General features: G+C 71.9%; 15 protein-coding genes and 2 pseudogenes. 7 read left to right on the plus strand and 10 right to left on the minus strand.

All coding sequences use genetic code 11. From position 1 onward, the window contains the following. Positions 1-373: 373 nt before the first annotated feature. Entirely contained in the window at positions 374-1,816 is a 1,443-nt protein-coding gene (gene gndA / locus ACWDO5_RS18525; protein WP_450531392.1) for an NADP-dependent phosphogluconate dehydrogenase, read from the plus strand. Between the two features lie 273 nt (positions 1,817-2,089). On the opposite strand, the gene ACWDO5_RS18530 is transcribed toward gndA, so the two are convergent. The 3 genes and pseudogenes from ACWDO5_RS18530 to ACWDO5_RS18540 all read right to left on the minus strand — a co-directional run. Beyond that, on the minus strand, positions 2,090-2,722 hold the full coding sequence (locus tag ACWDO5_RS18530; protein WP_450531393.1) for an arylsulfatase: 633 nt from the start codon (positions 2,720-2,722) through the stop codon (positions 2,090-2,092). A 24-nt stretch (positions 2,723-2,746) separates the two neighbouring features. Further along, positions 2,747-3,091, minus strand: coding sequence for a GNAT family N-acetyltransferase (locus ACWDO5_RS18535; protein ID WP_450531394.1), 345 nt, complete (start codon positions 3,089-3,091; stop codon positions 2,747-2,749). A gap of 60 nt (positions 3,092-3,151) precedes the next feature. Next, positions 3,152-3,588: pseudogene (locus tag ACWDO5_RS18540) on the minus strand (DoxX family membrane protein); the annotation flags it as partial. Between the two features lie 226 nt (positions 3,589-3,814). Here ACWDO5_RS18540 and ACWDO5_RS18545 point away from each other — a divergent pair. After that, positions 3,815-3,957 (plus strand): annotated as a pseudogene (locus ACWDO5_RS18545) (DUF350 domain-containing protein); the annotation flags it as partial. A gap of 69 nt (positions 3,958-4,026) precedes the next feature. Here the strand turns inward: ACWDO5_RS18545 and ACWDO5_RS18550 are convergent. The 4 genes from ACWDO5_RS18550 to ACWDO5_RS18565 form a co-directional block, all read right to left on the minus strand. Beyond that, positions 4,027-5,493 carry an AlkA N-terminal domain-containing protein gene (locus ACWDO5_RS18550; RefSeq protein ID WP_450531395.1) on the minus strand — a complete coding sequence of 489 codons (1,467 nt, stop codon included), beginning with the start codon at positions 5,491-5,493 and terminating at the stop codon, positions 4,027-4,029. 71 nt (positions 5,494-5,564) lie between these two features. Continuing rightward, positions 5,565-6,782 carry an NAD(P)/FAD-dependent oxidoreductase gene (locus ACWDO5_RS18555; protein ID WP_450531396.1) on the minus strand — a complete coding sequence of 406 codons (1,218 nt, stop codon included), beginning with the start codon at positions 6,780-6,782 and terminating at the stop codon, positions 5,565-5,567. Beyond that, a complete protein-coding gene (locus ACWDO5_RS18560) occupies positions 6,779-8,176 on the minus strand; it encodes an FAD-dependent oxidoreductase (RefSeq protein ID WP_450531397.1) in 1,398 nt (465 codons plus the stop codon). Before ACWDO5_RS18560 ends, ACWDO5_RS18555 begins: the two co-directional genes overlap by 4 nt. Before the next feature lie 30 nt (positions 8,177-8,206). Then, entirely contained in the window at positions 8,207-9,655 is a 1,449-nt protein-coding gene (locus ACWDO5_RS18565) for an FGGY family carbohydrate kinase (RefSeq protein WP_450531398.1), read from the minus strand. 234 nt (positions 9,656-9,889) lie between these two features. On the opposite strand from ACWDO5_RS18565, the gene ACWDO5_RS18570 reads away from it, so the two are divergent. The 3 genes from ACWDO5_RS18570 (at position 9,890) to ACWDO5_RS18580 (ending at position 13,133) form a co-directional block, all read left to right on the plus strand. Then, positions 9,890-10,885 (plus strand): hypothetical protein, encoded by a 996-nt coding sequence (locus ACWDO5_RS18570; RefSeq protein WP_450531399.1) that lies wholly within the window; start codon positions 9,890-9,892, stop codon positions 10,883-10,885. A gap of 70 nt (positions 10,886-10,955) precedes the next feature. After that, the gene (locus ACWDO5_RS18575; protein WP_450531400.1) at positions 10,956-12,485 is read left to right on the plus strand and encodes an amino acid permease; all 1,530 of its coding nucleotides are present in this window, start codon (positions 10,956-10,958) and stop codon (positions 12,483-12,485) included. 201 nt (positions 12,486-12,686) lie between these two features. Continuing rightward, positions 12,687-13,133, plus strand: a complete 447-nt coding sequence (locus ACWDO5_RS18580) for an SRPBCC family protein (RefSeq protein ID WP_450531401.1) — start codon at positions 12,687-12,689, stop codon at positions 13,131-13,133. A gap of 388 nt (positions 13,134-13,521) precedes the next feature. Here ACWDO5_RS18580 and ACWDO5_RS18585 read toward each other — a convergent pair whose 3' ends face one another. Continuing rightward, positions 13,522-14,304: a VOC family protein gene (locus tag ACWDO5_RS18585; RefSeq protein ID WP_450531402.1), complete on the minus strand. Its 783-nt coding sequence runs from the start codon at positions 14,302-14,304 to the stop codon at positions 13,522-13,524. Positions 14,305-14,623: 319 nt separating this feature from the next. On the opposite strand from ACWDO5_RS18585, the gene ACWDO5_RS18590 reads away from it, so the two are divergent. Both ACWDO5_RS18590 and ACWDO5_RS18595 read left to right on the plus strand, forming a co-directional pair. Next, complete coding sequence (locus ACWDO5_RS18590) at positions 14,624-15,673, plus strand: helix-turn-helix domain-containing protein (protein WP_450531403.1); 1,050 nt, start codon at positions 14,624-14,626, stop codon at positions 15,671-15,673. Between the two features lie 36 nt (positions 15,674-15,709). Further along, on the plus strand, positions 15,710-16,546 hold the full coding sequence (locus ACWDO5_RS18595; RefSeq protein ID WP_450531404.1) for a DUF427 domain-containing protein: 837 nt from the start codon (positions 15,710-15,712) through the stop codon (positions 16,544-16,546). Positions 16,547-16,730: 184 nt separating this feature from the next. Here the strand turns inward: ACWDO5_RS18595 and ACWDO5_RS18600 are convergent, their stop codons facing one another. Beyond that, positions 16,731-19,190, minus strand: coding sequence for a SpoIIE family protein phosphatase (locus tag ACWDO5_RS18600; protein WP_450531405.1), 2,460 nt, complete (start codon positions 19,188-19,190; stop codon positions 16,731-16,733). Between the two features lie 188 nt (positions 19,191-19,378). Then, on the minus strand, positions 19,379-19,804 hold the full coding sequence (locus ACWDO5_RS18605) for a hypothetical protein (RefSeq protein ID WP_450531406.1): 426 nt from the start codon (positions 19,802-19,804) through the stop codon (positions 19,379-19,381). Positions 19,805-19,882 lie beyond the last annotated feature (78 nt).

Raw genomic sequence — 19,882 nt, forward strand, 5'->3', positions numbered from 1 at the left:
TGTCCGTGCGCTGTCCGTGCTTCCGGGCCCGGGCTTCCGTTCGGGCTCATGCGTCGTTTGTACAAGCAAACACTCCAGTTCGACCAGGCTCTTCGCTGGATTCGCTGTGCCCGTTCATGCCCGTTTCGGCGAGGCCCTCAGCACTGGTGGTGCAGTCCGGAGCGTTCATCGCGGCGCAGCGCGCTGCCCGCTTGGCATCATGAGGGCGCCCGAATGGTGCCCGCGGGCGGACAGCGCCGCGGTGTCGCGATTCGGCCGTCGCGGAATGCGGACGTGTCCGGAGGGCTTGAGGGAAGATGAATAGCTGGCTCCGCCTGTACGTATGCGTGGGGGCGGAGCATAGATTTTTCGACGGACATCCAGGAGCACACTGATGAGTGGAACAGCCCAGATCGGCGTCACGGGGCTCGCGGTGATGGGCCGCAATCTCGCCCGTAACTTCGCCCGCAACGGGTTCACGGTGGCCGTGCACAACCGCACGGCGGCCAAGACGCGCGCGCTGGTCGAGGAGTTCGGCGCCGAGGGCACGTTCGTGGCCGCCGAGTCGGCCGAGGAGTTCGTCGCGGCCCTGGAGCGCCCGCGCCGCCTGGTGATCATGGTCAAGGCCGGCGATCCGACGGACGCCGTGATCCAGGAGTTCGCGCCGCTGCTGGAGGAGGGCGACGTCATCATCGACGGCGGCAACGCCCACTTCGCCGACACCCGGCGCCGCGAGAAGGAACTGCGGGAGCGCGGCATCCACTTCGTGGGCACGGGCATCTCGGGCGGCGAAGAGGGTGCGCTGCACGGGCCGAGCATCATGCCGGGCGGCTCGGCCGAGTCGTACGCCTCACTCGGCCCGCTGCTCGAGAAGATCGCCGCGAAGGCTCCCGACGGCACCCCGACCGTCGCGCACATCGGTCCGGACGGCGCGGGCCACTTTGTGAAGATGGTGCACAACGGCATCGAGTACGCCGATATGCAGCTGATCGCCGAGGCGTACCACCTGCTGCGCGCGGTCGCGGGCTACTCCCCCGCGCAGATCGCCGAGGTGTTCCGCACCTGGAACACCGGGCGGCTCGACTCGTATCTGATCGAGATCACGGCTGAGGTGCTGGCGCACACGGACGCGGCGACCGGCAAGCCGTTCGTCGACATCGTCGCCGACCAGGCCGAGCAGAAGGGCACGGGCCGCTGGACGGTGCAGATCGCCCTCGATCTGGGGGTGCCGGTGTCCGGCATCGCCGAGGCGGTCTTCGCCCGCTCGCTCTCCGGGCACGCGGACCTGCGGGAGGCCTCACGCTCCCTGCCCGGGCCGACGGCGCGGCCGCTGGGCGAGGCCGATGCCGCGCGCTTCGCCGACCAGGTCGAGCAGGCGCTGTACGCGTCCAAGATCGTGTCGTACACGCAGGGCTTCCACCAGATCCAGGCGGGCAGCGATGCCTACGACTGGGACATCGACCTCGGTTCGGTGGCCGCGATCTGGCGGGCCGGCTGCATCATCAGGGCGGCGTTCCTGGACCGCATCCGCGAGGCGTACGACACGCAGGCCGACCTGCCGAGTCTGCTGTCGGACAAGCAGTTCGCGGAGGAGATCGGCGCGGCGCAGGACGACTGGCGCGAGGTGGTCTCGGCGGCCGCCCGCCAAGGCGTCCCGACGCCGGGCTTCTCGGCGGCCCTCGCCTACTACGACGCCCTGCGCGCCGAGCGGCTGCCCGCGGCCCTCACCCAGGGCCAGCGTGACTTCTTCGGTGCCCACACCTACCGGCGGACCGACCGCGAGGGTTCGTTCCACACCCTGTGGGGCGGCGACCGCTCGGAGGTGCGCACCGACTGATCAGCGCTGGCGGCCCATTCCGCTCGCCGGGCCCGGCTGGGGTTCCGGCTCCGGTACGGGGTCGGGGCCCGGCGGCTTGGGAATGGGGTCGGGCGTGGGTCCCGGCGGAGGCGTCGGCACCGGCCCCGGCCCCGGCAGCGGTCCGGGCGGTCCCGGAGGCGGGACGGGGGCAGGCGGTACGGGTGGATGGGTCATGCCAGACCTCCAGCGGTTCAAAGTCGTGCGTTCCCAATGTCTCCCGGTGCGCGTGCCCACGCGCGCCGGGTCCACGCATCATGATCCGTGCGTGGTGGCCAGGGCGGCGGCCCGCAGCCCGGACCGCGGGCTGGACAGGAGGGGGACGGCGGTCGTCGTACGGTCCGCCGCGTCCGCCATCGACGCCTGGGCCAGCACGATGACATCCGCGGCGGGCACCCCGTCGACCGCGGCGGCCACGGCGTCCAGATAGCCGTCGCGGTCGCCCGCCTCGAAGCGCTCCCAGGCGCCGTCGGCGAGCAGCGTGCGCAGGTCGACCGTGCGGCCCGCGGCCTCTTCGCGGATCAGCGCGACCGTCGGCTCCAGGGTGCTGCGCAGAGCGGCGACCACCACGATCCGGTCCGTCGCGGCGGCCGCGGCGGCCATCGGGCGGTCGACCCGGAGCACCCAGGCGCCGAGGTCCGGGGCGCATGCCTCGGCGACGCCGCCGATCGTGGAGCAGGTGACGAGGACTGCGGTCGCACCCCCGGCGACGGCCCCGGCGAGCACGGCGGCGACGGCGGGCGCGACCGCCTCGGGTCCCTCCTCCCGGGCCCGGGCGAGGAGTTCCTCGTGAACGAGATGACGCAGCGTGAGATCCGGGTGGTCCTCGTCCCGCAGGGCGTCGAAGACCGGGACGTGGACCGGGGAGGTGTGCAGCAGCGCCAGCATGAGCCGGATGCTAGCGCCGCCCGGTCACCAGAGCTGCGGCTGGTCCTTCAGCTGCTCCTCCGCAGTGCGCACCAGCTCGGCCGGCGGCTTGGGTGCCTCGTCGGGGTGGCGATGGGCCCACTTGGCGGCGTACGGGCACAGCGGCACGACGGGCACTCCCTCGCGCGCGGCCATCGCGTAGAACTCGCGCACCAGCGCGCTCGCGATGCCCTTGCCCTCGTGCTCCGGTTCCACCACGGTGTGCACAGCGACCAGGGCGGCCGGCGTGGCGTCCAGGGTGAAGTAGGCGACGTGGCCGATGACTTGACCGTCCTCGTACGCCTCCAGGAGCCCCTCCTGCCGGTTGTCGCGGATGTCGGGTTCTGCCATGGCGGCTGTTCTCCTTAGGGCTGTCGGACAGGTCGGACGGCGGCACCGACAGCCTACGGGCTACTGTCCGGCGGCGTCCGTGGGCGGCTCATCGGGCTGATCCTGCGTCCTCCTGCCGACCACCACGGCAGCGGCGAGCGCACCGCCGAGGAAGGCGACGGCCACCACCCCACGGCTGGTCGAAGCGGTGCCTGGTCGCGTGATCGGGGGAGTAGCGGCCGGCTCCGGCGATGCCGATGGAGGCCGCCGTGAAGCCGAGGAAGGCCGGGGACTCGAAGCCGCCGGCCTGGTTGAAGAACCCGGCGGGCACGTGCACCGACACCGCCCCGGCCATCGCGCCCGCGGCGGCGGCACTGGCCGCGGGGGTTGCCAGACCCAGTGCAAGCAGCCCCCCGCCGCCCGCCTCGCCGAACCCTGGCGGCGACGGCGCTCGGCCGGCCCGGGCGGAATCCCATGGCCTCCATGGCCTTCGCGGTCACTTCGAGACCGCCGGCCCCGCGCGCCTTTCGGTTGAGGCAGGTCATGGGTGTCTCCCGGTGCGGGCGCGGACAGGTGGGACGTACGGCATCCACTCTCGTACGGATCCGGCCGCCGTCCGCCGCGCTGCTGCGCCATGCGGGTGACACGGCCACGTGATCCACAGGCCGGAGCCGTGCGGTAGATTTTGCGCGCCCTTGACCAGCGTGAACTCATCGACACGGAGACCGGCCCCTCAAGAGCGACATCCTCAACGGACCTGGCCGCGCGAGCGCGTACGGCGCCCTCGGTGTGGTCCTCCTGATCCTCGGCATGTCGTGGTCGACCTGCTGACACCCGGAAAGCTGGGCCATCAGATATGGGAGGACCTCAACCGCAATGCCGCGCTGGGCTGGGCTTCCCGTCGCCGCGCCGGGCGAATGGGGGCGTACGCTTACCGCCCACCAATCCCGCCCAACTCACGGCATGTTCCAGAAATGGTGCATCGCGTACGAACTCCAGGGCCGCCACCCGTGCGCATCCGCAGTCGAAGCGCCCGCCCGCCGCATTCGCGCCCGGATCGCCGCGTCCGCCGTCAGTAGCACGTCCGGGTCGCCGAGGGCGCGCATCCGGATGTAGCCCGCCGTCCAGGGGCCGATGCCGGGGAGGGCCAGCAGCTGCAGCTCGGTCTCGTCCCGGTCCGCGCCCGGGTCGAGGGTGACGGTGCACTCTGCGAGCGCGGCCGTCAGCCTACGGAGGGTGGCGCGCCGCGCGTCGGGCATGTCGAGTTCGCCCGGCGCGGCCGCCGCAAGCTCGTCCACGCGCGGGAACAGATGCGTCAGCCCGCCGCTCGGCTCGGGCAGCGGCTCCCCGTACGCCGCGACCAGCGCGTCGCCGAGCTTCCGTCCCGCCGCCACCGAGACCCCCTCACCCAGCACTGCCCGTACCGCGAGTTCGTGCGGGTCGGCCGTGCCGGGGGCGCGCAGGCCTGGGCGTGCGGAAACCAGCGGGGCCAACGCCGGGTCCGTGCCAAGGCGTTCGGCGACGGCGCACGGGTCGGCGTCCAGGTCGAACAGGCGGCGCATGCGCTGTGTGGCCGTCGTCAGGTCGCGCAGGTCCGCGAGGTGCAGCCGGCATTCCAACCAGCCTCCCGGGCCCGGCTGTTCGCCGACCGCGGCGACGCCGGGCCCGCCGGGCAGCCGCAGGGTGCGCCGGTAGACGCGGGAGCCGCGCTCGCCGAGGAGTTCCTCGATACCGGTGACGGCGCGGCCGCCCAGGTAGTCGAAGACCTCGACGGCCGCGTAGGGACCTCGGTGAGCGAGCCGCAGCGGCACTCCGGCGGCGGCACCGTTCTCGGGGGCCACCGGGCCGAAGCGTGAGCTGCGGCCGGGCCGGGCGGAGCGGAGTTCGCTGGGGGTGGCCGCGTAGATCTCCCGGATGGTGTCGTTGAACTGCCGTACGCTCGAGAACCCTGCCGCGAACGCGATCTCCGCGGCCTGCATGGTGGTCGTCTGCAGCAGCACGCGCGCGGTGTGGCCGCGCTGGGCCCGGGCCAGCGCGATGGGGCCCGCGCCGAGTTCCGCGTTCAGCTGGCGCTGCACCTGGCGGGCGCTGTAGCCCAGCCGGCCGGCGAGGCCCGCGACACCCTCGCGGTCCACGATGCCGTCGCCGATGAGACGCATGGCGCGGCCGACGACGTCGGCGCGGGCGTTCCACTCGGCGGAGCCGGGCACGGCGTCCGGGCGGCAGCGGCGGCAGGCCCGGTAGCCGGACCCCTGCGCGGCTGCGGCCGTCCGGTAGAACGTGACGTTCCGGCGCTTGGGGGTGATGGCGGGGCAACTGGGCCGGCAGTAGATCCCGGTGGTGGAGACGGCGAAGAAGAACACGCCGTCGAACCGGGCGTCCCTGCTGCTCACCGCCTCGTACCTGCTGTCCTCGGTCGTCATACCGCCAGTATGGGCACCGCGCTCAGCGCACGGCTGGCGGAAATCGGACGTGACGTTTCGGCCTGGGACGGTCAGTACGCGGTGATCACCACCGGGCCGCCGTGCGCGTCCACCCGCCCGAGCCAGTCGGCACCGATGTGCAGCGCGCGGCCGGGCACGGCGGTGCGCAGCAGGCGCTGCCGGTGCAGCACCCGGCCGTCCTGGCTGACGCCGAGGACGGGGAGGGCGAGTGCCTCGGACGTACGCAGGATGAACCGGCCGCGCATGGGCCGCGGGCCCCCCGCGGCGATGCGGTTCGGCGCCGCCCAGCACAGTGGTCCTTCGACCTGCACCGGCAGTCCGCGGCCCGGCCACGGTGCCCCGGCGAGATGGCGCAGCACTTGCTCCGCGGCGTGCCGGCCTTCCTCGGCAGCGACGGCGGCCGACTCGACGCCGTGCAGCAGATTGCCCGCGGCGAAGACCCCGGGCTCGGCCGTGCGCAACGCGGTGTCGACCGCGGGGCCGCGGGTGCCGGGGTCGAGCGGTATCGCGCCGCGGCGGGCCAGTTCGTGGTCGGGGATCCAGTCGCCGGTGAACACGATCGTGTCGCAGCCAAGGGTGGTGGTCCGGCCGTCCTGGTGCCGCAGCCGGACACCAGTCAGCCTGCCGCGGCCGATCAGCTCGGTGACGGTCGCCCTGGTGAGCACCGGCACCTGACGTCGCGGGGAAGGCAGTTGGCGGCGCGGCTGGTCGGTGACCATCGCGACGACCTCGACACCGCCCGCCCATAGGGTACGTACGGCGCTCAGGGCGGCGGGTTCTCCGCCAACGACGACGGCTCGGCTGCCGACACGCCGGCCGTGGAGATGGACGGCCTGTTGCAGTTCGCCCGTGGTGAGTACGCCGGCCGGCCGGGTGCCGGGCACCAGCCGGGCGCTGCGCGGGCGTTCGCGGGCCCCGGTGGCGAGTACGACGGCCCGCGCGGTGATCCGCTCCAGGCCTGCCGGGCTGGTCGTGTCCAGGGTGCGCGGGCCCGCCCAGCCGGTGACGGTGACGCCGGTGCGCAGTTCCGCTCCGGCGCGTACGGCGTCGTGGACGAGGTGGCGGGCGTACTGCGGACCGCCCATCACACGCCGCAGGTCACGCATCCCGAAGCCGCCGTGACAGCAGTGCCGGGGGATGCCACCCGCCTGCTGCTCCCGCTCGAGGATCTCGACCCGGCCCGCGCCCGCGGCGGCCAGCCGGGCGGCGGCGGCAAGCCCGGCCGGTCCCGCGCCGACGATCAGGACGTCGACACTGCGGGGGGTCATCGCGGCGCCTCGAAAAGCTCGCGCACCGCGGCCCCGCAGTAGAAGCCCTGGCAACGGCCGCCGCGCGCACGGGTGCGGCGCCGCAGTCCGTCTAGGGAGCCCGGCGGGACCGTACTGTCCAGCGCGTCGCGTATCTCCCCGCGCGAGACGCGTTCGCAGTGACAGACGAGCGTGCCGTACTCGGGGTCGGCGGCGATGAGGTCGGCGCGCTGGTAGGGGCGAGGGAACGCCTCGCCGATGTTCGGCATGCGCACGGGTTCCAGTTCGCGGGCGGGGCCCAGGTCGAGTCCGGCGTCGGCGAGCAGTCCTGTGACGTACGCGGCGATGGCCATCGATGCGGTCAGTCCGGTGGAGCGGATGCCGCCCACGGTGATGTGGCGCTGCCCTGCGCGGGCCAGGATGCGGTAGTCGTCGTGCTCGGTGGCGGAACGCAGACCCGCGTAGACGGCGGTGACCTCCTCCTCCACCAGCTCCGGCATGATCCGCCTGCCCTTCTGACGCAGGAGGTCGAGGCCTTCGGCGGTCGACTCGGTGGCCTGCTTGTCGTCGAGGTCCTCGGCGGTTGGGCCGAGCATCACATTGCCGTACACCGTCGGTGACACCAGCACGCCCTTCCCGAGCGCGGTCGGCACCGGCAGCAGGATGTGGTGGACCAGTTCGCGGGCGAACTTGTCGAAGACGATCAGCTGGCCGCGGCGCGGGGTGACGGTGAAGTCGCGGTGGCCGAGCTGCCGGTCGAGTTCGTCGGCGTACAGCCCTGCGGCGTTGACGAGGTAGCGGGTCCGCAACAGGCCGCGGGCGGTGGCGAGTTCGTGGTGAGTGGTGCCGCTGGTGACGCTCTCGACCCGGCAGTTCAGATGCAGGTCGACGCCGCCGCGCACGGCTTGGGTGGCGTACGCGAGTGTCGTCGTCCAGGGGCAGATGATGCTCTCGCCGGGGACGTCGAGCGCGCCGAGCGCGCCAGGGCCGAGGTGCGGCTCGCGCTCGCGCACCTCGTCGGCGCCGATCAGCCGCGCGTCGTGGTAGCCGTTGCGTTCGGCCTTGGCGGCGAGGGCGGGCAGTGCCGCGAGCTGTTCTTCGTCCCAGGCGACGAGGAGCGCGCCGAGCGGTTCGAGGGGGATGCCGCTCTTGGCCGCGTACGAGGCGAGCCGCCGCTGTCCGTCGCGTACCAGCCGGGACTCCAGGGAGCCGGGGACGGCGTCGAAGCCGGTGTGCAAGATGGCTGTGTTCGCCTTGGACGTGCCGTTGCCGACGTCGTCGGATGCGTCGACGAGTGCGGTACGCAGCCGGTGGCGGGCGAGTTCGCGGGCAATGGCCGAGCCGACGACGCCGGCGCCGACGACGATCACGTCATGCATCGTGTCCGGCAGTTGCCCGGCGGTCGTCACGGTCATGGTGCTCCTGTCCCTGTTCGCCGCGCCGGTTCAGCGGGCGGCCGGCGGCGTACGGTCCACGAGCGCGGCCACCTCGCGGCGGAAGCCCGCGAGGCGTTCGGCGGCCTGGTCCGCGCTGATCCGCGGCTCGTAGACGGCGGACGGCTGCCAGGCGGGGATCGCCTCCTCGGGCGTCAGGCCCGGGTCGATGCCGAGCCGGGCCACGACGCCGACGCCGAGAGCCGTGACATCCGGCAACGCCGATACTTCGACGGGAAGTTGGAGCAGGTCGGCCTGGGTCTGCATCAGCAGGGCGGAGCGGGTAAGGCCGCCGTCGGCCCGGAGCCCGGTCAGCGCTGCGCCGAGGTCGGCGGCGGCCGCGTCGGTGAGCCCGACGACCTGCGCGGCGATGCCTTCGCACAGCGCGCGCACCAGTTGGCCGGGGCCGGTGTCCAGGCCGAGGCCGGTCAGCGAGCCGCGCAGATCGCCGCGCCACCAAGGGGCAGCGAGTCCGGCGAGCGCCGGTACGAACGTGACGCCGCCGCTGTCCGGTACGGCGGAGCCGACCGGGTCCAGGTCGGCGGCGCCGGAGATCACGCCGAGGTCGGTGAGCCAGCGCACGGCGGACGCGGCCGTATAGACCTGTCCGTCGAGGCAGTAGCTGGTCTGACCGCCGAGCCGCCAGGCGACGCAGCTGACGAGTCCGGTGGTGGTGCGGAGCGGGCGCGGGCCGGTCTGGGCGAGCAGGAACGCCCCGGTGCCGTAGGTGCACTTGGCAGTACCCGGCTCGGTGACGCTCTGCGCGAGGAGCGCGGCCTGCTGGTCGACGAGGAGTCCGGTCAGGGGGATTGCCCCGCCGAACGCGGTGGTGATGCCGACCGGGCCGTCGGCGTCGACGACTTCCGGCATCCGCTCGTCGGCCAGGCCGTAGATGCCCAGCGCCTGAGGTGACCAGGCGACGCGGTCGAGGTCGAGGAGCTGGGTGCGCCCGGCGGTCGCCGCGTCGGTGACGAAAGCGCCGGTCAGCCGGTGGACCAGCCAGGCGTCGCTGGTGGTGACGACGCCTTCGCGGGTGAGCTCGCGGCGTATCCAGGCCATTTTGGGCGCGGCGAAGTACGGGTCGAGGGGCAGCCCGGTAAGCCGCGTCAAGTCATCTGCGTGCGGGGCCAGTTCGGCGCAGAGCGGCTCGGCCCGCCGGTCCTGCCAGACGATCGCGTCGGTCAGCGGTTCGCCAGTCGCGGGCTCCCAGGCGAGCACCGTCTCGCCCTGGTTGGCGAGGCCCACGGCGGCGACCGGTTCCCCGGCCGCCGCGAGCGCCTGGCGTCCGGCGTCGACGACCGAGGAAAAAAGGGCCGCGGGGTCGACCTCGACTCTTCCGCCGGAGCCGTAGCGGGGGCTGACCGGGGCCGAGCCGGTGCCGATCACGCCGCGCTCGGGGCAAACGACCAGCGCTTTCGTACCGGAAGTGCCCTGGTCGACGGCGAGCACAGGGCCTGTCATCGGCCACCCCGCTGTTCCATAGAAGCTTGATCGCTGACGTGGAGCAGCGTGGAGCAGGCCGCCGCCGCCGTCAAGGGTCGCCTGACGGGCCCGGGGCTCCTCCTGCCTAACTGACAGATCATCAATTTCTTGCCGCTGTACTGTCGTTGAGTAAGATCACCCGCTACGACCGCCTCACCCCCCCACTGTCCCAAGAGGCCCGATGACGAGCGCACTGCGACCGGCGGCGGACTGATGTCCCACGATCAGTTCCGCCCGGTCTATCACCCGGCAGGTCACGACAGTGAACTGCGCGCCGCTATGCAGGACTTACGCACCGGCCGGTGGATGTCGATGCGGAATCTCCTGGCCGCCACCTCCGGCTGGTCGCTGTGGACCCAGCGGACCCAGGTGCTGGCCGCGGTGGCCGCGGGGTCCGACGCCGTGCAGGCCTGGCGTACCGAGGAGCCCCGCTCGCTCGCCGCGACCGTGATGCACTGCCGCGTCGCGGTGGAGCGTGCGCTGCGTGCGCACCGCGAGGGACACCGGCGCACCGAGGAGCTGTGGCACGAGGCATGGGAGGCCTGCCGGATCGCCGCGCACCAGGCTCCCGACGATCCGGTGCCCTGGGTAGGTCTGCTGGCACTGGCCCAGCTCGACGTGAAGCAGCGGATGGACGAGCACCGGGCGGCGGCGCCGGGTCCGATGCTCTTCCCCGGCCCGTGGGGTCTGCTTGCGGAGGCCGACAGTCGCGATCCGTACAACCGCGAGGCGTACCACCGCATGCTGCAGTTCGTGTACGCGCGCAAGTCCGGCGGCCATCTCTCCGAGGCGGTCAACTTTGTGCAGTGGGCGGTCTCTTGCGCGCCGGCGGGCTCGCCGCTGCACATGCTCCCGCTGTATGTCCGGGTGGAGCGCTACCGCCGCGAGAAGGGCCAGGAGAAGGCGCTGGACATGCACTGGGTGACGGACGACGCGGCCCGGGACGCCGAGCGCGCGCTGCACGACTGGTTCGACCTCGTGACACCGGCCGAGTGCTCCCTGCTCGATCTCAATCACCTGGCCCACGCGCTGTGGGGCGCGCACCGATTCACCGACGCCGCCCGGGTGTTCGAGGCACTGGGCCCGTACTACACCTCGCCGCCGTGGGCGTACCGAACGCACAGTGCCGCCGACGCGGGCCTGGCGGAAGAGGTGTTCCTCAGCGCCCGCAGCCGCTGTCGCGCCGCCGCGCGCGAGGCGGGTCCCTGACCACGGCCGCCCCCTTCACCTCTCGCCAGTCCCTGTCCGTGCGTTCTCCCTCTCCCCCGGAGGTACTTCGATGTCCATATCCCCGCCCCAGTGGTCGAGTTCGGACCAGACACCCCCCAAGGACGAGGAGGAGAGGCTGCGGGAGCTCGGCTATCAGCCGGTGCTGGCCCGCCGTATGGGAGGCTTCGGCAACTTCGCCATCAGCTTCTCCGTCATCTCGATCCTGTCCGGATGCATGACGCTGTACGGCTTCGGCCTGAACACCGGCGGCCCCGCGGTGATGCTCTGGGGCTGGGTGGGCGTCGGTCTGTTCGTCCTCTGCGTGGGCATGGCGCTGGCGGAGGTGACCAGCGCGTACCCCACCTCGGGCGCGCTGTACTACATGGCCGACCGGCTCGGCGGCCGTAAGTGGGGCTGGTACACCGGCTGGCTCAATCTCCTGGGCCTGCTGGGCGCGATCGCCGGCATCGACTACGGCTGCGCACTGTTCACCGGCGCCTTTCTGAATCTGCAGTGGGGCTTCGACCCCACTCCCGGCTCCACCATGCTCATTTTCATCTGCATTCTGCTGCTGCACGCCACCTTGAACCTGTTCGGGGTGCGGCTGGTCAGTCTGCTCAACTCGGTCAGCGTCTGGTGGCACCTGGGCGGCGTGGCACTGATCGTCGGCGCCCTGGCCATCGTGCCGTCGAACCACCAGTCCGCGGAGTTCGTCTTCACCGAGTTCGTCAACGGAACCGGCTGGGACAACTCCATCTATGTGGCCGCGATCGGTCTGTTGCTCGCGCAGTACACCTTCTCCGGCTACGACGCGTCCGCGCATCTGTCGGAGGAGACCTCCAACGCCTCCGTCTCGGCCGCCCGCGGCATCGTACGTTCCATCTGGGTCTCCTGGATCGCCGGTTTCGCCCTGCTGGCGGGCCTGACCTTCGCCATCCAGGACTACGCGGGCACTCAGGAGAGCGCCACCGGCGTTCCGCCGGCCCAGATCCTGCTCGACGCGCTCGGCACGGGCGGCGCGACCGCCCTCCTCCTCGTGGTGATCGTGGCGCAGTTGTTCTGCGGCAACGCGGAGGTGGCGGCGGCCAGCCGGATGGTGTTCGCGTTCAGCCGCGACAACGCGCTGCCCGGCTCGGCACTGTGGCGGAAGGTCAGCAGCCGCACCCAGACCCCGGTCCCGGCGGTGTGGCTCTCGGTGGTCTTCGCCTGCCTGCTCGCGCTGCCCTCCCTGTACTCCACGACCGCCTACGGCGCGGTGACGGCGATCAACGTCCTCGGCATCACGCCCGCGTACGCGATCCCCGTCTATCTGAAGCTGCGCGCCGGTGACCGCTTCCAGCCCGGGCCGTGGACGCTGGGCCGCTGGAGCAAGCCGATCGGCTGGGTGGCCGTGGTGTGGGTGGCCTGTGTGACCGTGCTGTTCTGCCTGCCGCAGTCGAACCCGGTGACCGTCGACTCGATGAACTACGCCTCGATCGCCCTCCTCGCGGTGCTGATCCTGGCCACCGTGTGGTGGTTCGTGGCGCGCCGTTCGTACAGCACGCCGTCCGCGTACGGATCCGCCCGTGAGCAGGCGGAGATCGCGGAGAACATCGTCTGAGCAGCGTCCGCGCTGGGGTCGGGGCCCGTCCGACGACGGGCCCCGACCAGCAGGTGCGCCGCGCACAGCGGTTCGGCGGCGCGGCGCTGGGGCGCCGGGGCAGCCCCCCTGATCAGTTCGCGCGTCTGCCCGGACTGTCCTGGTATGTCTGGGATGATGCCCGCACGCCGCAGCCCGGCGCGAGCGATCACTGGAGGAGTCATGGCCGGTCAGTTCGAGGCAACGGTCGAGATCGACCGCCCCATCGAGGAGGTCTTCGCCTTCCTCGCCGACGGAAAGAACGATCCCAAGTTCAGCCCCAGGGTGCAGGAGATCGCGAAGACGCCGGAGGGTCCGACCGCGGTTGGCACCGTGTTCACGAGCACGGTCAAGGACGCCGGGATGAAGACCAAGCGGCAGTTCCGGATCACCGAGCTCGTGCCGCCCACCAAGATCCGCTGGACGGAGATCTCGAAGAACCTCGTGACGGCCGACGAGGGCGGATACGACCTGGAGTCGACCCCCGACGGCAAGACCCGTGTCCGCATCTTCAACAGGCTCGAAGGCCATGGCATCGGCAAACTGCTCCAGGGCCTCGCCCTGAGCGCGGCGCGCAAGGACGCTGACGCGTTCGGCCGGCGGATCAAGGCGGCCGTCGAGGCGTCCTGAGCGGACCCGCGGCTGCCACGAACCGTACGGTCCGTGGGGCCGAAGCATCCTCCGCACCCGCTCTGGCTCGCCGAACGCTACCCGTCGGGCAGCGCGACGCAAATCGTCCGCGTGTACGTACGGCCCGCGCACCGTCGGCCGGGCCGGCCCGCCCGCCCCCGGCTTGCCGATCGAGGTACGCCAGGTGATGTCGGCGCCTACTGAGGAGTAGCGAGCTCTGGCCGGACCCGAGGAGACCGCCGCGGTGAACTACCGTGTGGCCGCGAGCCGTACGACGAGCCTCCCCGAGCGGCACTACCTCATGCTGCGGGCCGCCCGGCTGGGCACGCCGGGCGAGTGAGCCGCGGGACGGCGGCGGCGCCGGACCGTCAGCCGACGCGCCGGCCCGTCAGCGGGCGCTGCGGACGATGGCCAGGGGCGCCCCGAGGGGATCCAGGAACATCGCAATGCGGCCGACGCCCTCCGCGTCCATCGGCGGGATGAGCGTGGTGGCACCGCGCTCGGTGGCCTTGGCGAACGTGGCGTCGGCGTCGGCCACTTCAAAGTACGGATGCCACTCCGAGCGGGAGCCCGCGTCAAGGTTCTCCTGCGGGAGCTGCATGATGCCGCCGTGCATGGCGTCCTGGCCGCCGCCCGACGGGGAGACGACGGTGTAGGTGACGCCGGCGAACGGCATGTCCCCGAAGTCCCACGAGAACACGGAGCCGTAGAAGTCCTTCGCGGCGGCCGCGTCCGTGGTGTACAGCTCGGTCCAGGACAGCGTGTTCACATCGGTGACCGCGCCCAGGCCCTTGGTGTCGCCGGGCTGCCAGACGGCGAATTCGGCGCCGGTCGGGTCGGTGTACGCCGCCATCCGGCCTTCGGTGAAGACGTCCATCGGCTGGAGGCGGACCGTGCCGCCGGCCTGCTCGACGGCCTTGGTGGTGGCGTCGGCGTCGGCGGTCAGGAAGTACGGCGTCCACGCGGAGGTCGCGCCCGCCTCAGTGAGCGGGCCGATCGCCGCGACGGTCTTCCCGTCCAGCTGGAAGAAGCCGTACCCCCCGGCCTTCGGTCCCATGGTCCGCAGCTCCCAGCCGAACAGGTCCCCGTAGAAGGCGGCGGCCGCGTCCAGGTCGGGGGTTCCCAGGTCGAGCCAGTTCGGCGCGCCCGGGACGAATGTGGTGGTCAGCATCGCAATTCTCCTCCCGCGAGTGCGCGGTGGATGACGGATGTGGTCAGTCGCCCTCAGCATGCCAGGCCCCACTGACATCCACCGTTCCGCGCGCCGCGACACCCTGCCGTACACGAGGGCGCACCAAGTGTGCCTGTTTCAATCCAATTGGCCCGACGGCCCGTCAGTTCCCCGACCCCGCACCGCCTCCCGCGGCTCGCGGCCGAGGCCAGTTCCAACACGGCCGCCGCCGGCGACGCGACGGCCAAGGGCGCAGAGACCGGCGAGAGCCTGTCGTTCGAACGCCGGCTCGCCGGTGGCGCCGCCCTGGTCGACCTGGGTGGCGACGCTGCATCTGGCCCCCTCCGCGCTGCGGGTGGTTGCCGTCGAGACCCCGGCGGCTTACGGCCCCGACGCACCCCGTACTGGCCGGCCGCAGCCGGACGCGGCCGCCCCCGAGCCGCTGTGGGTGCCGTCCGAGGCCGATGTCCTGTTCGTGCCGCCGCTGCACGCCGACGAGATCGCCGAACTCCTCATCCACCACCGGCTGCCGTCCCGGATGGCCGGCCGCATCCACAAGGCCAGCGGCGGCAATCCGCGGCTCGCGCTCGCCGTCGGCCGGTCCCTCGCCGACGCGCGGACGCCCGTGCATCATGCCGAGGCGCTGTCCCTCTCCGGGCGCGCCCGCGATCTCGCCCGCCAGTTGCTCGGCGCGGCGTCCCCCGCCGTCCGCGGCACGATCCTGCTGGCCGCGCTGGCGCTGCGCCCGACGGCGTCGCTGGTCCGCCGCGCGGGCCGCCGCACCGCCGAGGCCGACCTCGCCGCCGCCGAGCGGGCCGGTCTGATCTCCCTCAAGGAGGACGGACGGTCGCGTTCACCGCCGGTGTGCTGCCCTCCACGCTGGTGCACGACGCCTGCTGGACCGAGCGCAGCGACAGTCACGCGGCGCTCGCCCGGGTCGTGGACGATCCCGTTGAGGCCGCAGGTCACCAGGCGCCGGCCACGGAGGTCCCCGACGAGCTGCTGGCCGCGGAGGTCACGGCCGCCACGGGCGGGGGCGTCCCGGTGGCTGGCGCTGGCGACGGAGACGCCGTCCCGCACGACCGAACCCGCCCCGGCCCGCGGCGGCGCCCCGTCCTCCCTCACGGACGCGGAGCTGCGCCTCGCGCTGCTGGTCCGCCAGGGGGCCAGCAACCAGGAGGCGGCGGCGAAGCTGTATCTCAGTCTGAAGACGGTCGAGGCCCGTCTCACCCGCATCTACCAGAAGCTGGACGTCCGTTCGCGCGCGCAGCTGGCGACCGCGGTGAACGCGTGGCCCGGCCACCGGCCGACGGGGCAGACAACGACAGCCCGACGGCGGGCTGACCGCCCGGCTCCAGGGGATCATTGATCTCACACGGTCCGAAACGACCACACGGAGGCCACGATGGGTGCGCAGTCCGAGAACCGGCGCGAGAAGCAGCCCCACGACGCCGTGCGGACTTCCCGCCGCAAGGCGGCCGCGACCGAGAACGTCACCTGGGAGCCCAGCGAGCGCTGGGTGCGCGGGACGAAGGGCGATGTCACCGTCGTCGACAGCCGCCGCCCGATCCTCGTCTGGGAGCCCGGCCGCCCCGTGCCGCTCTACGCCTTCCCCGAGCAGGACGTCCGCACGGATCTTCTGCGCAGGGCCACGGAGCAGGCGACCGGGCGTCATGCGGGATCGACGGTCTTCTACGACCTGGAGATCGACGGCGAGGTGACCAGGAACGCGGCGTGGTCCTACCCCGGCGATGAGCTCGCCGGGTACCTCTCCTTCGAGTGGTTCGGGCAGGACGTCCTCGACCACTGGTACGAGGAGGAGGCGGAGATCTTCGTACACCCGCGTGACCCGCACAAGCGAGTCGACGCCATCCCCAGCAGCCGGCACGTCCAGGTCGAGATCAACGGCACGGTCGTCGCCGACACCTACGCACCGGTGCTCCTCTTCGAGACGCAGCTGCCGACCCGCTACTACGTCCCTCGCGAGGACGTCCGGTTCGGCCTGCTGACCGTCACCGGTCTGCGCACCCAGTGCCCGTACAAGGGCACGGCGACGGAGTACTGGTCCTGGGCGGGCCCCGGCGACGCCCTGGCGAACGTGGCCTGGAGCTACCCTGATCCGCTCGCCGCCGTGCGCGAGATCAAGGGCCTGATCGCCTTCTACAACGAAGCGGTCGACATCATCCTCGACGGCGAGCGGCTGGAGCGCCCGGTCTCCCCCTTCAGCGAGCTGTTCGCGTGAACGGGCGCGGCCAACTGTTCCCGGGAATCCGGCGAGACCGCACCATCGGCGACCAACTCGTCCGACAGCCTGCTGTCGATGTCGGTGTGCCCGGCGGCCGCCGGGCAGACAGGCCGGCTTCACCTTGGCGAGGGTGACCCGACGCGGCCCCCTTCGGGCACCCCATGGGACCGCAGCGGCCCGTTCAGGGCGCGGGTAGCGGCTGCTCGCACCAGATGGTCTTACCGGTGGTGGTCTGGCGGGTGCCCCAGCCCTGGGTGAGCTGGGCGACCAGCAGCAGGCCGCGGCCGCCTTCGTCGAGGGCCCGGCTCCGGCGCAGGTGGGGTGCGGTGCTGCTGGTGTCGGAGACCTCGCAGATGAGCGTGCGGTCGCGGATCAGCCGCAGCTGGATAGGGAGGGCGCCATAGCGGATGGCGTTGGTGACCAGCTCGCTGACCACCAGTTCGGTGATGAACTCCGCCTCCTCCATTCCCCATGCTTCCAGCTGGGCGGTGGCCAGTTTCCGGGCGCGCTCGACCTGGGCGGGGTCGGCGGGGACGTCCCAGGTGGCGACCTGGTCCGGTGGCAGAGCGCGGGTGCGGGCGAGCAGCAGGGCGACGTCGTCGGTGGGGCGGTCGGTCAGCAAGGCGTCGGTCACGGTGTCGCAGGCGGCTTCAAGCGATGCTGCGGGCAGTGCCAGGGCCTGGCGCAGCAGCGCCAGGCCCTGGTCGATGTCGCGGGCACGGGAGGCGATCAGGCCGTCGGTGTAGAGGGCGAGGACGCTGCCCGCGGCCAGTTCCACCTCCGTGGACTCGAACGGCAGGCCACCGATCCCGAGCGGGGGGCCTATGTGCCCGGAGACGGCTTCCACGTCGCCGCCGGGGGTGACGACGAGCGGCAGCGGGTGGCCGGCGGTCGCCAGGGTGCAGCAGCGCGAGATCGGGTCGTAGACCGCGTACAGGCAAGTGGCTCCCACGTCGCCGGACACCACCGTGTCGTATTCGGCACTGCTGGGTTGCTCGTCGCCGATGCGATGGAGGACCAGGTCGTCGAGGTGGGTGAGGAGCTCATCCGGTGGCAGGTCGACGTCGGCCAGGGTACGTACGGCACTGCGCAGCCACCCCATGGTGGCGGAGGCCTGGATGCCGTGGCCGACCACATCACCGACGACCAGCGCGACCCGGCTGCCGGACAGCGGGATCACATCGAACCAGTCGGCGCCTACTCCGGCCTGCGCGCCCGCGGGCAGATAGCGGGAGGCGACCTCCACGCCAGCCTGCTCGGGAATCCGCCGCGGCAGCAGACTGCGCTGCAGGGTCAGCGCGGTGGCGCGTTCGTGGGTGTAGCGGCGGGCGTTGTCGATTGCGACGGCAGCCTTCGCTGCCAGATCCTCGGCCAGGCGCAGCTCCTCCTCCTCGAACGGCTCAGGCTTCTGTGAACGCAAGAAGGTCACCACGCCCATCGTTACGCCCCGTGCGCGCAGGGGCGCCGTGATCAGGGAGTGGATGCCGTAGTCCAGAACCTTCCTGGCCCGCTCCGGGTCCTCGCGCTGCCAGGCGGTGGAGGCTCGCAGGTCGGGCACGAGCGCCGCACGCGCGTAGCCGAAGCTGTGTGCCGTGGCCGGGCCCATGGGGATCGGCGCGCCCGCCGGGAAGAGCGGGGAGCCCGTCCGTATGCCGCTGATGGCCACCCGGCGCAGTTTCGCGGGGTCGCCCGTTGGTGGCTCCTCGCCGCGCAGGACGGGCACTGCCAGGTCGACCGTGACGAAGTCGGCGAACCGGGGGATCGCCATCTCGGCCAGCTCGCGTGCGGTCCGCTCCACGTCGAGGGTGGTGCCAACGGCCACGCTTGCGTCGTACAGCAGCTTGAGGCGCGTGTGAGCCATCTCTATCCGCTCGCTGCTCTCCGCCAGAGACCCCCCCATGGTGTTGAACGCGATTTCGAGCTCGCCGATCTCGCCCGGACCGGTCTCGGGCATGCGCGCGGCGAGGTCGCCATCGGCGAGCCGCCCCGCCACGGCGGCTGCCCTGCGAACCGGCCGGACGATCGCCCGCGTCAGATACCAGGTGAAGACACTGATGAGGATGGCCGATGCCCCGAGTCCGACCGACGCGCCGACTACCGCCCGCTCAGCCACGTCGTCCGAGGCCTTCTGCAGGACCATGATCCTGGAGAGCTCGACCCTGTCGTAGCGGTCGAGCTGCGCCCTGAGGGCGTCGAGGCGCCGCTTTCCCTCATCCGTCGCCTGCAGGCCCAGCGCATAGGGATCACCTCGCTGTGCCGCGTCGACCAGGGGAACCGAATAATCCCGGAGGTACGACGTGCCGGCCTGGGTGATGTCAAGCGCCAGCCGCCTCTGCTCCTCGGTGTCGGCGGCGCGCACGAACCTCTGCGACTCCGCGGGGAGGGCGGTCCGGGCGGCTTCCCACGGCTCGAGGAAGCGATCCTCCTTGGTGATGACGAAGCCGCGCATGCCGGTCTCGAGGTCGATGAGGAGCTTCTCGAAGTTGCCCGCCTCGACGAGTGCTGTCCGGCTCTGCCTCCTCGCCTCCGACGCCTCGCGCATGTCGTTGATGGCGAAAAGCAGCACGGCGAAGGCGAGACCGATCAACAGCGCCAGGATGGCGCTTGCGACGACCGTAAGACGCGTCAATCCGCCTCGCATGCCGGTCACCGTTCGGGGCCTGCCCGACGCTCGCGCCTTCATGGTCTGCCCTTTCGGATAGCGACAATCGAGGCGATGATGGTATTAATCTGACAATAGACGCTGCCTTCGGAGATGGAGAGCCGCGGACAGGGTCCGCGGACGTAGCCGCGGGCGACAGGCTCACGCCTGCCTCGAAGGCACGGGCGTCACTGTCTGACAGCCTGGCGTCGGGGGGGTGGTTCGACTTTTGCCGCGTTGAGCGTCGTCATCCGGTACGTCGGCCGGATCGCCGAGTACGGCTGGTACTTGGGCCGGTCGGTGAAGGACGCGCCCATCAGCGTGGAGTAGTCGTCGAACTGCGTCAGCGGGCCGATCCCGGCGAACGGGCCGACCGTACGGACCATCGAGGCCGTCTGGGCGTTGAGCACCGGGTCCGCCGCGTTTTGCCGCAGGCGAGAAGCCTGTCGAGTCAACCGGACTGAGGTCGCGTGATGTTGCGGCCTACCCGTGGCGGCGCGGGTGCGTTGGACCGGGGCTTCGGTCCATTCGTCGTTCTGCTCGGCCAGGACCGCACCGACCGCCTCGACGCCGTCGCCCGCGCGCTGCACCTGACCAGCGACGAGCGCAGCCACCTGTTCGCCGTGGCCAAGCCCTGCGCGGCCGGTTCACCGAACCGTCGGGCGATGTTTCCAAGAACAAGCAGAAAATGA

The sequence above is a fragment of the Streptomyces sp. NPDC000880 genome, from assembly GCF_053599675.1.

Bases quoted from the DNA above. Each gene is read 5' to 3' on its own strand.
- gndA (WP_450531392.1), top strand. From the start codon at position 374: ATGAGTGGAACAGCCCAGATCGGCGTCACGGGGCTCGCGGTGATGGGC.
- ACWDO5_RS18530 (WP_450531393.1), bottom strand. From the start codon at position 2,722: ATGCTGGCGCTGCTGCACACCTCCCCGGTCCACGTCCCGGTCTTCGAC.
- ACWDO5_RS18535 (WP_450531394.1), bottom strand. From the start codon at position 3,091: ATGGCAGAACCCGACATCCGCGACAACCGGCAGGAGGGGCTCCTGGAG.
- ACWDO5_RS18550 (WP_450531395.1), bottom strand. From the start codon at position 5,493: ATGACGACCGAGGACAGCAGGTACGAGGCGGTGAGCAGCAGGGACGCC.
- ACWDO5_RS18555 (WP_450531396.1), bottom strand. From the start codon at position 6,782: ATGACCCCCCGCAGTGTCGACGTCCTGATCGTCGGCGCGGGACCGGCC.
- ACWDO5_RS18560 (WP_450531397.1), bottom strand. From the start codon at position 8,176: ATGACCGTGACGACCGCCGGGCAACTGCCGGACACGATGCATGACGTG.
- ACWDO5_RS18565 (WP_450531398.1), bottom strand. From the start codon at position 9,655: ATGACAGGCCCTGTGCTCGCCGTCGACCAGGGCACTTCCGGTACGAAA.
- ACWDO5_RS18570 (WP_450531399.1), top strand. From the start codon at position 9,890: ATGTCCCACGATCAGTTCCGCCCGGTCTATCACCCGGCAGGTCACGAC.
- ACWDO5_RS18575 (WP_450531400.1), top strand. From the start codon at position 10,956: ATGTCCATATCCCCGCCCCAGTGGTCGAGTTCGGACCAGACACCCCCC.
- ACWDO5_RS18580 (WP_450531401.1), top strand. From the start codon at position 12,687: ATGGCCGGTCAGTTCGAGGCAACGGTCGAGATCGACCGCCCCATCGAG.
- ACWDO5_RS18585 (WP_450531402.1), bottom strand. From the start codon at position 14,304: ATGCTGACCACCACATTCGTCCCGGGCGCGCCGAACTGGCTCGACCTG.
- ACWDO5_RS18595 (WP_450531404.1), top strand. From the start codon at position 15,710: ATGGGTGCGCAGTCCGAGAACCGGCGCGAGAAGCAGCCCCACGACGCC.
- ACWDO5_RS18600 (WP_450531405.1), bottom strand. From the start codon at position 19,190: ATGCGAGGCGGATTGACGCGTCTTACGGTCGTCGCAAGCGCCATCCTG.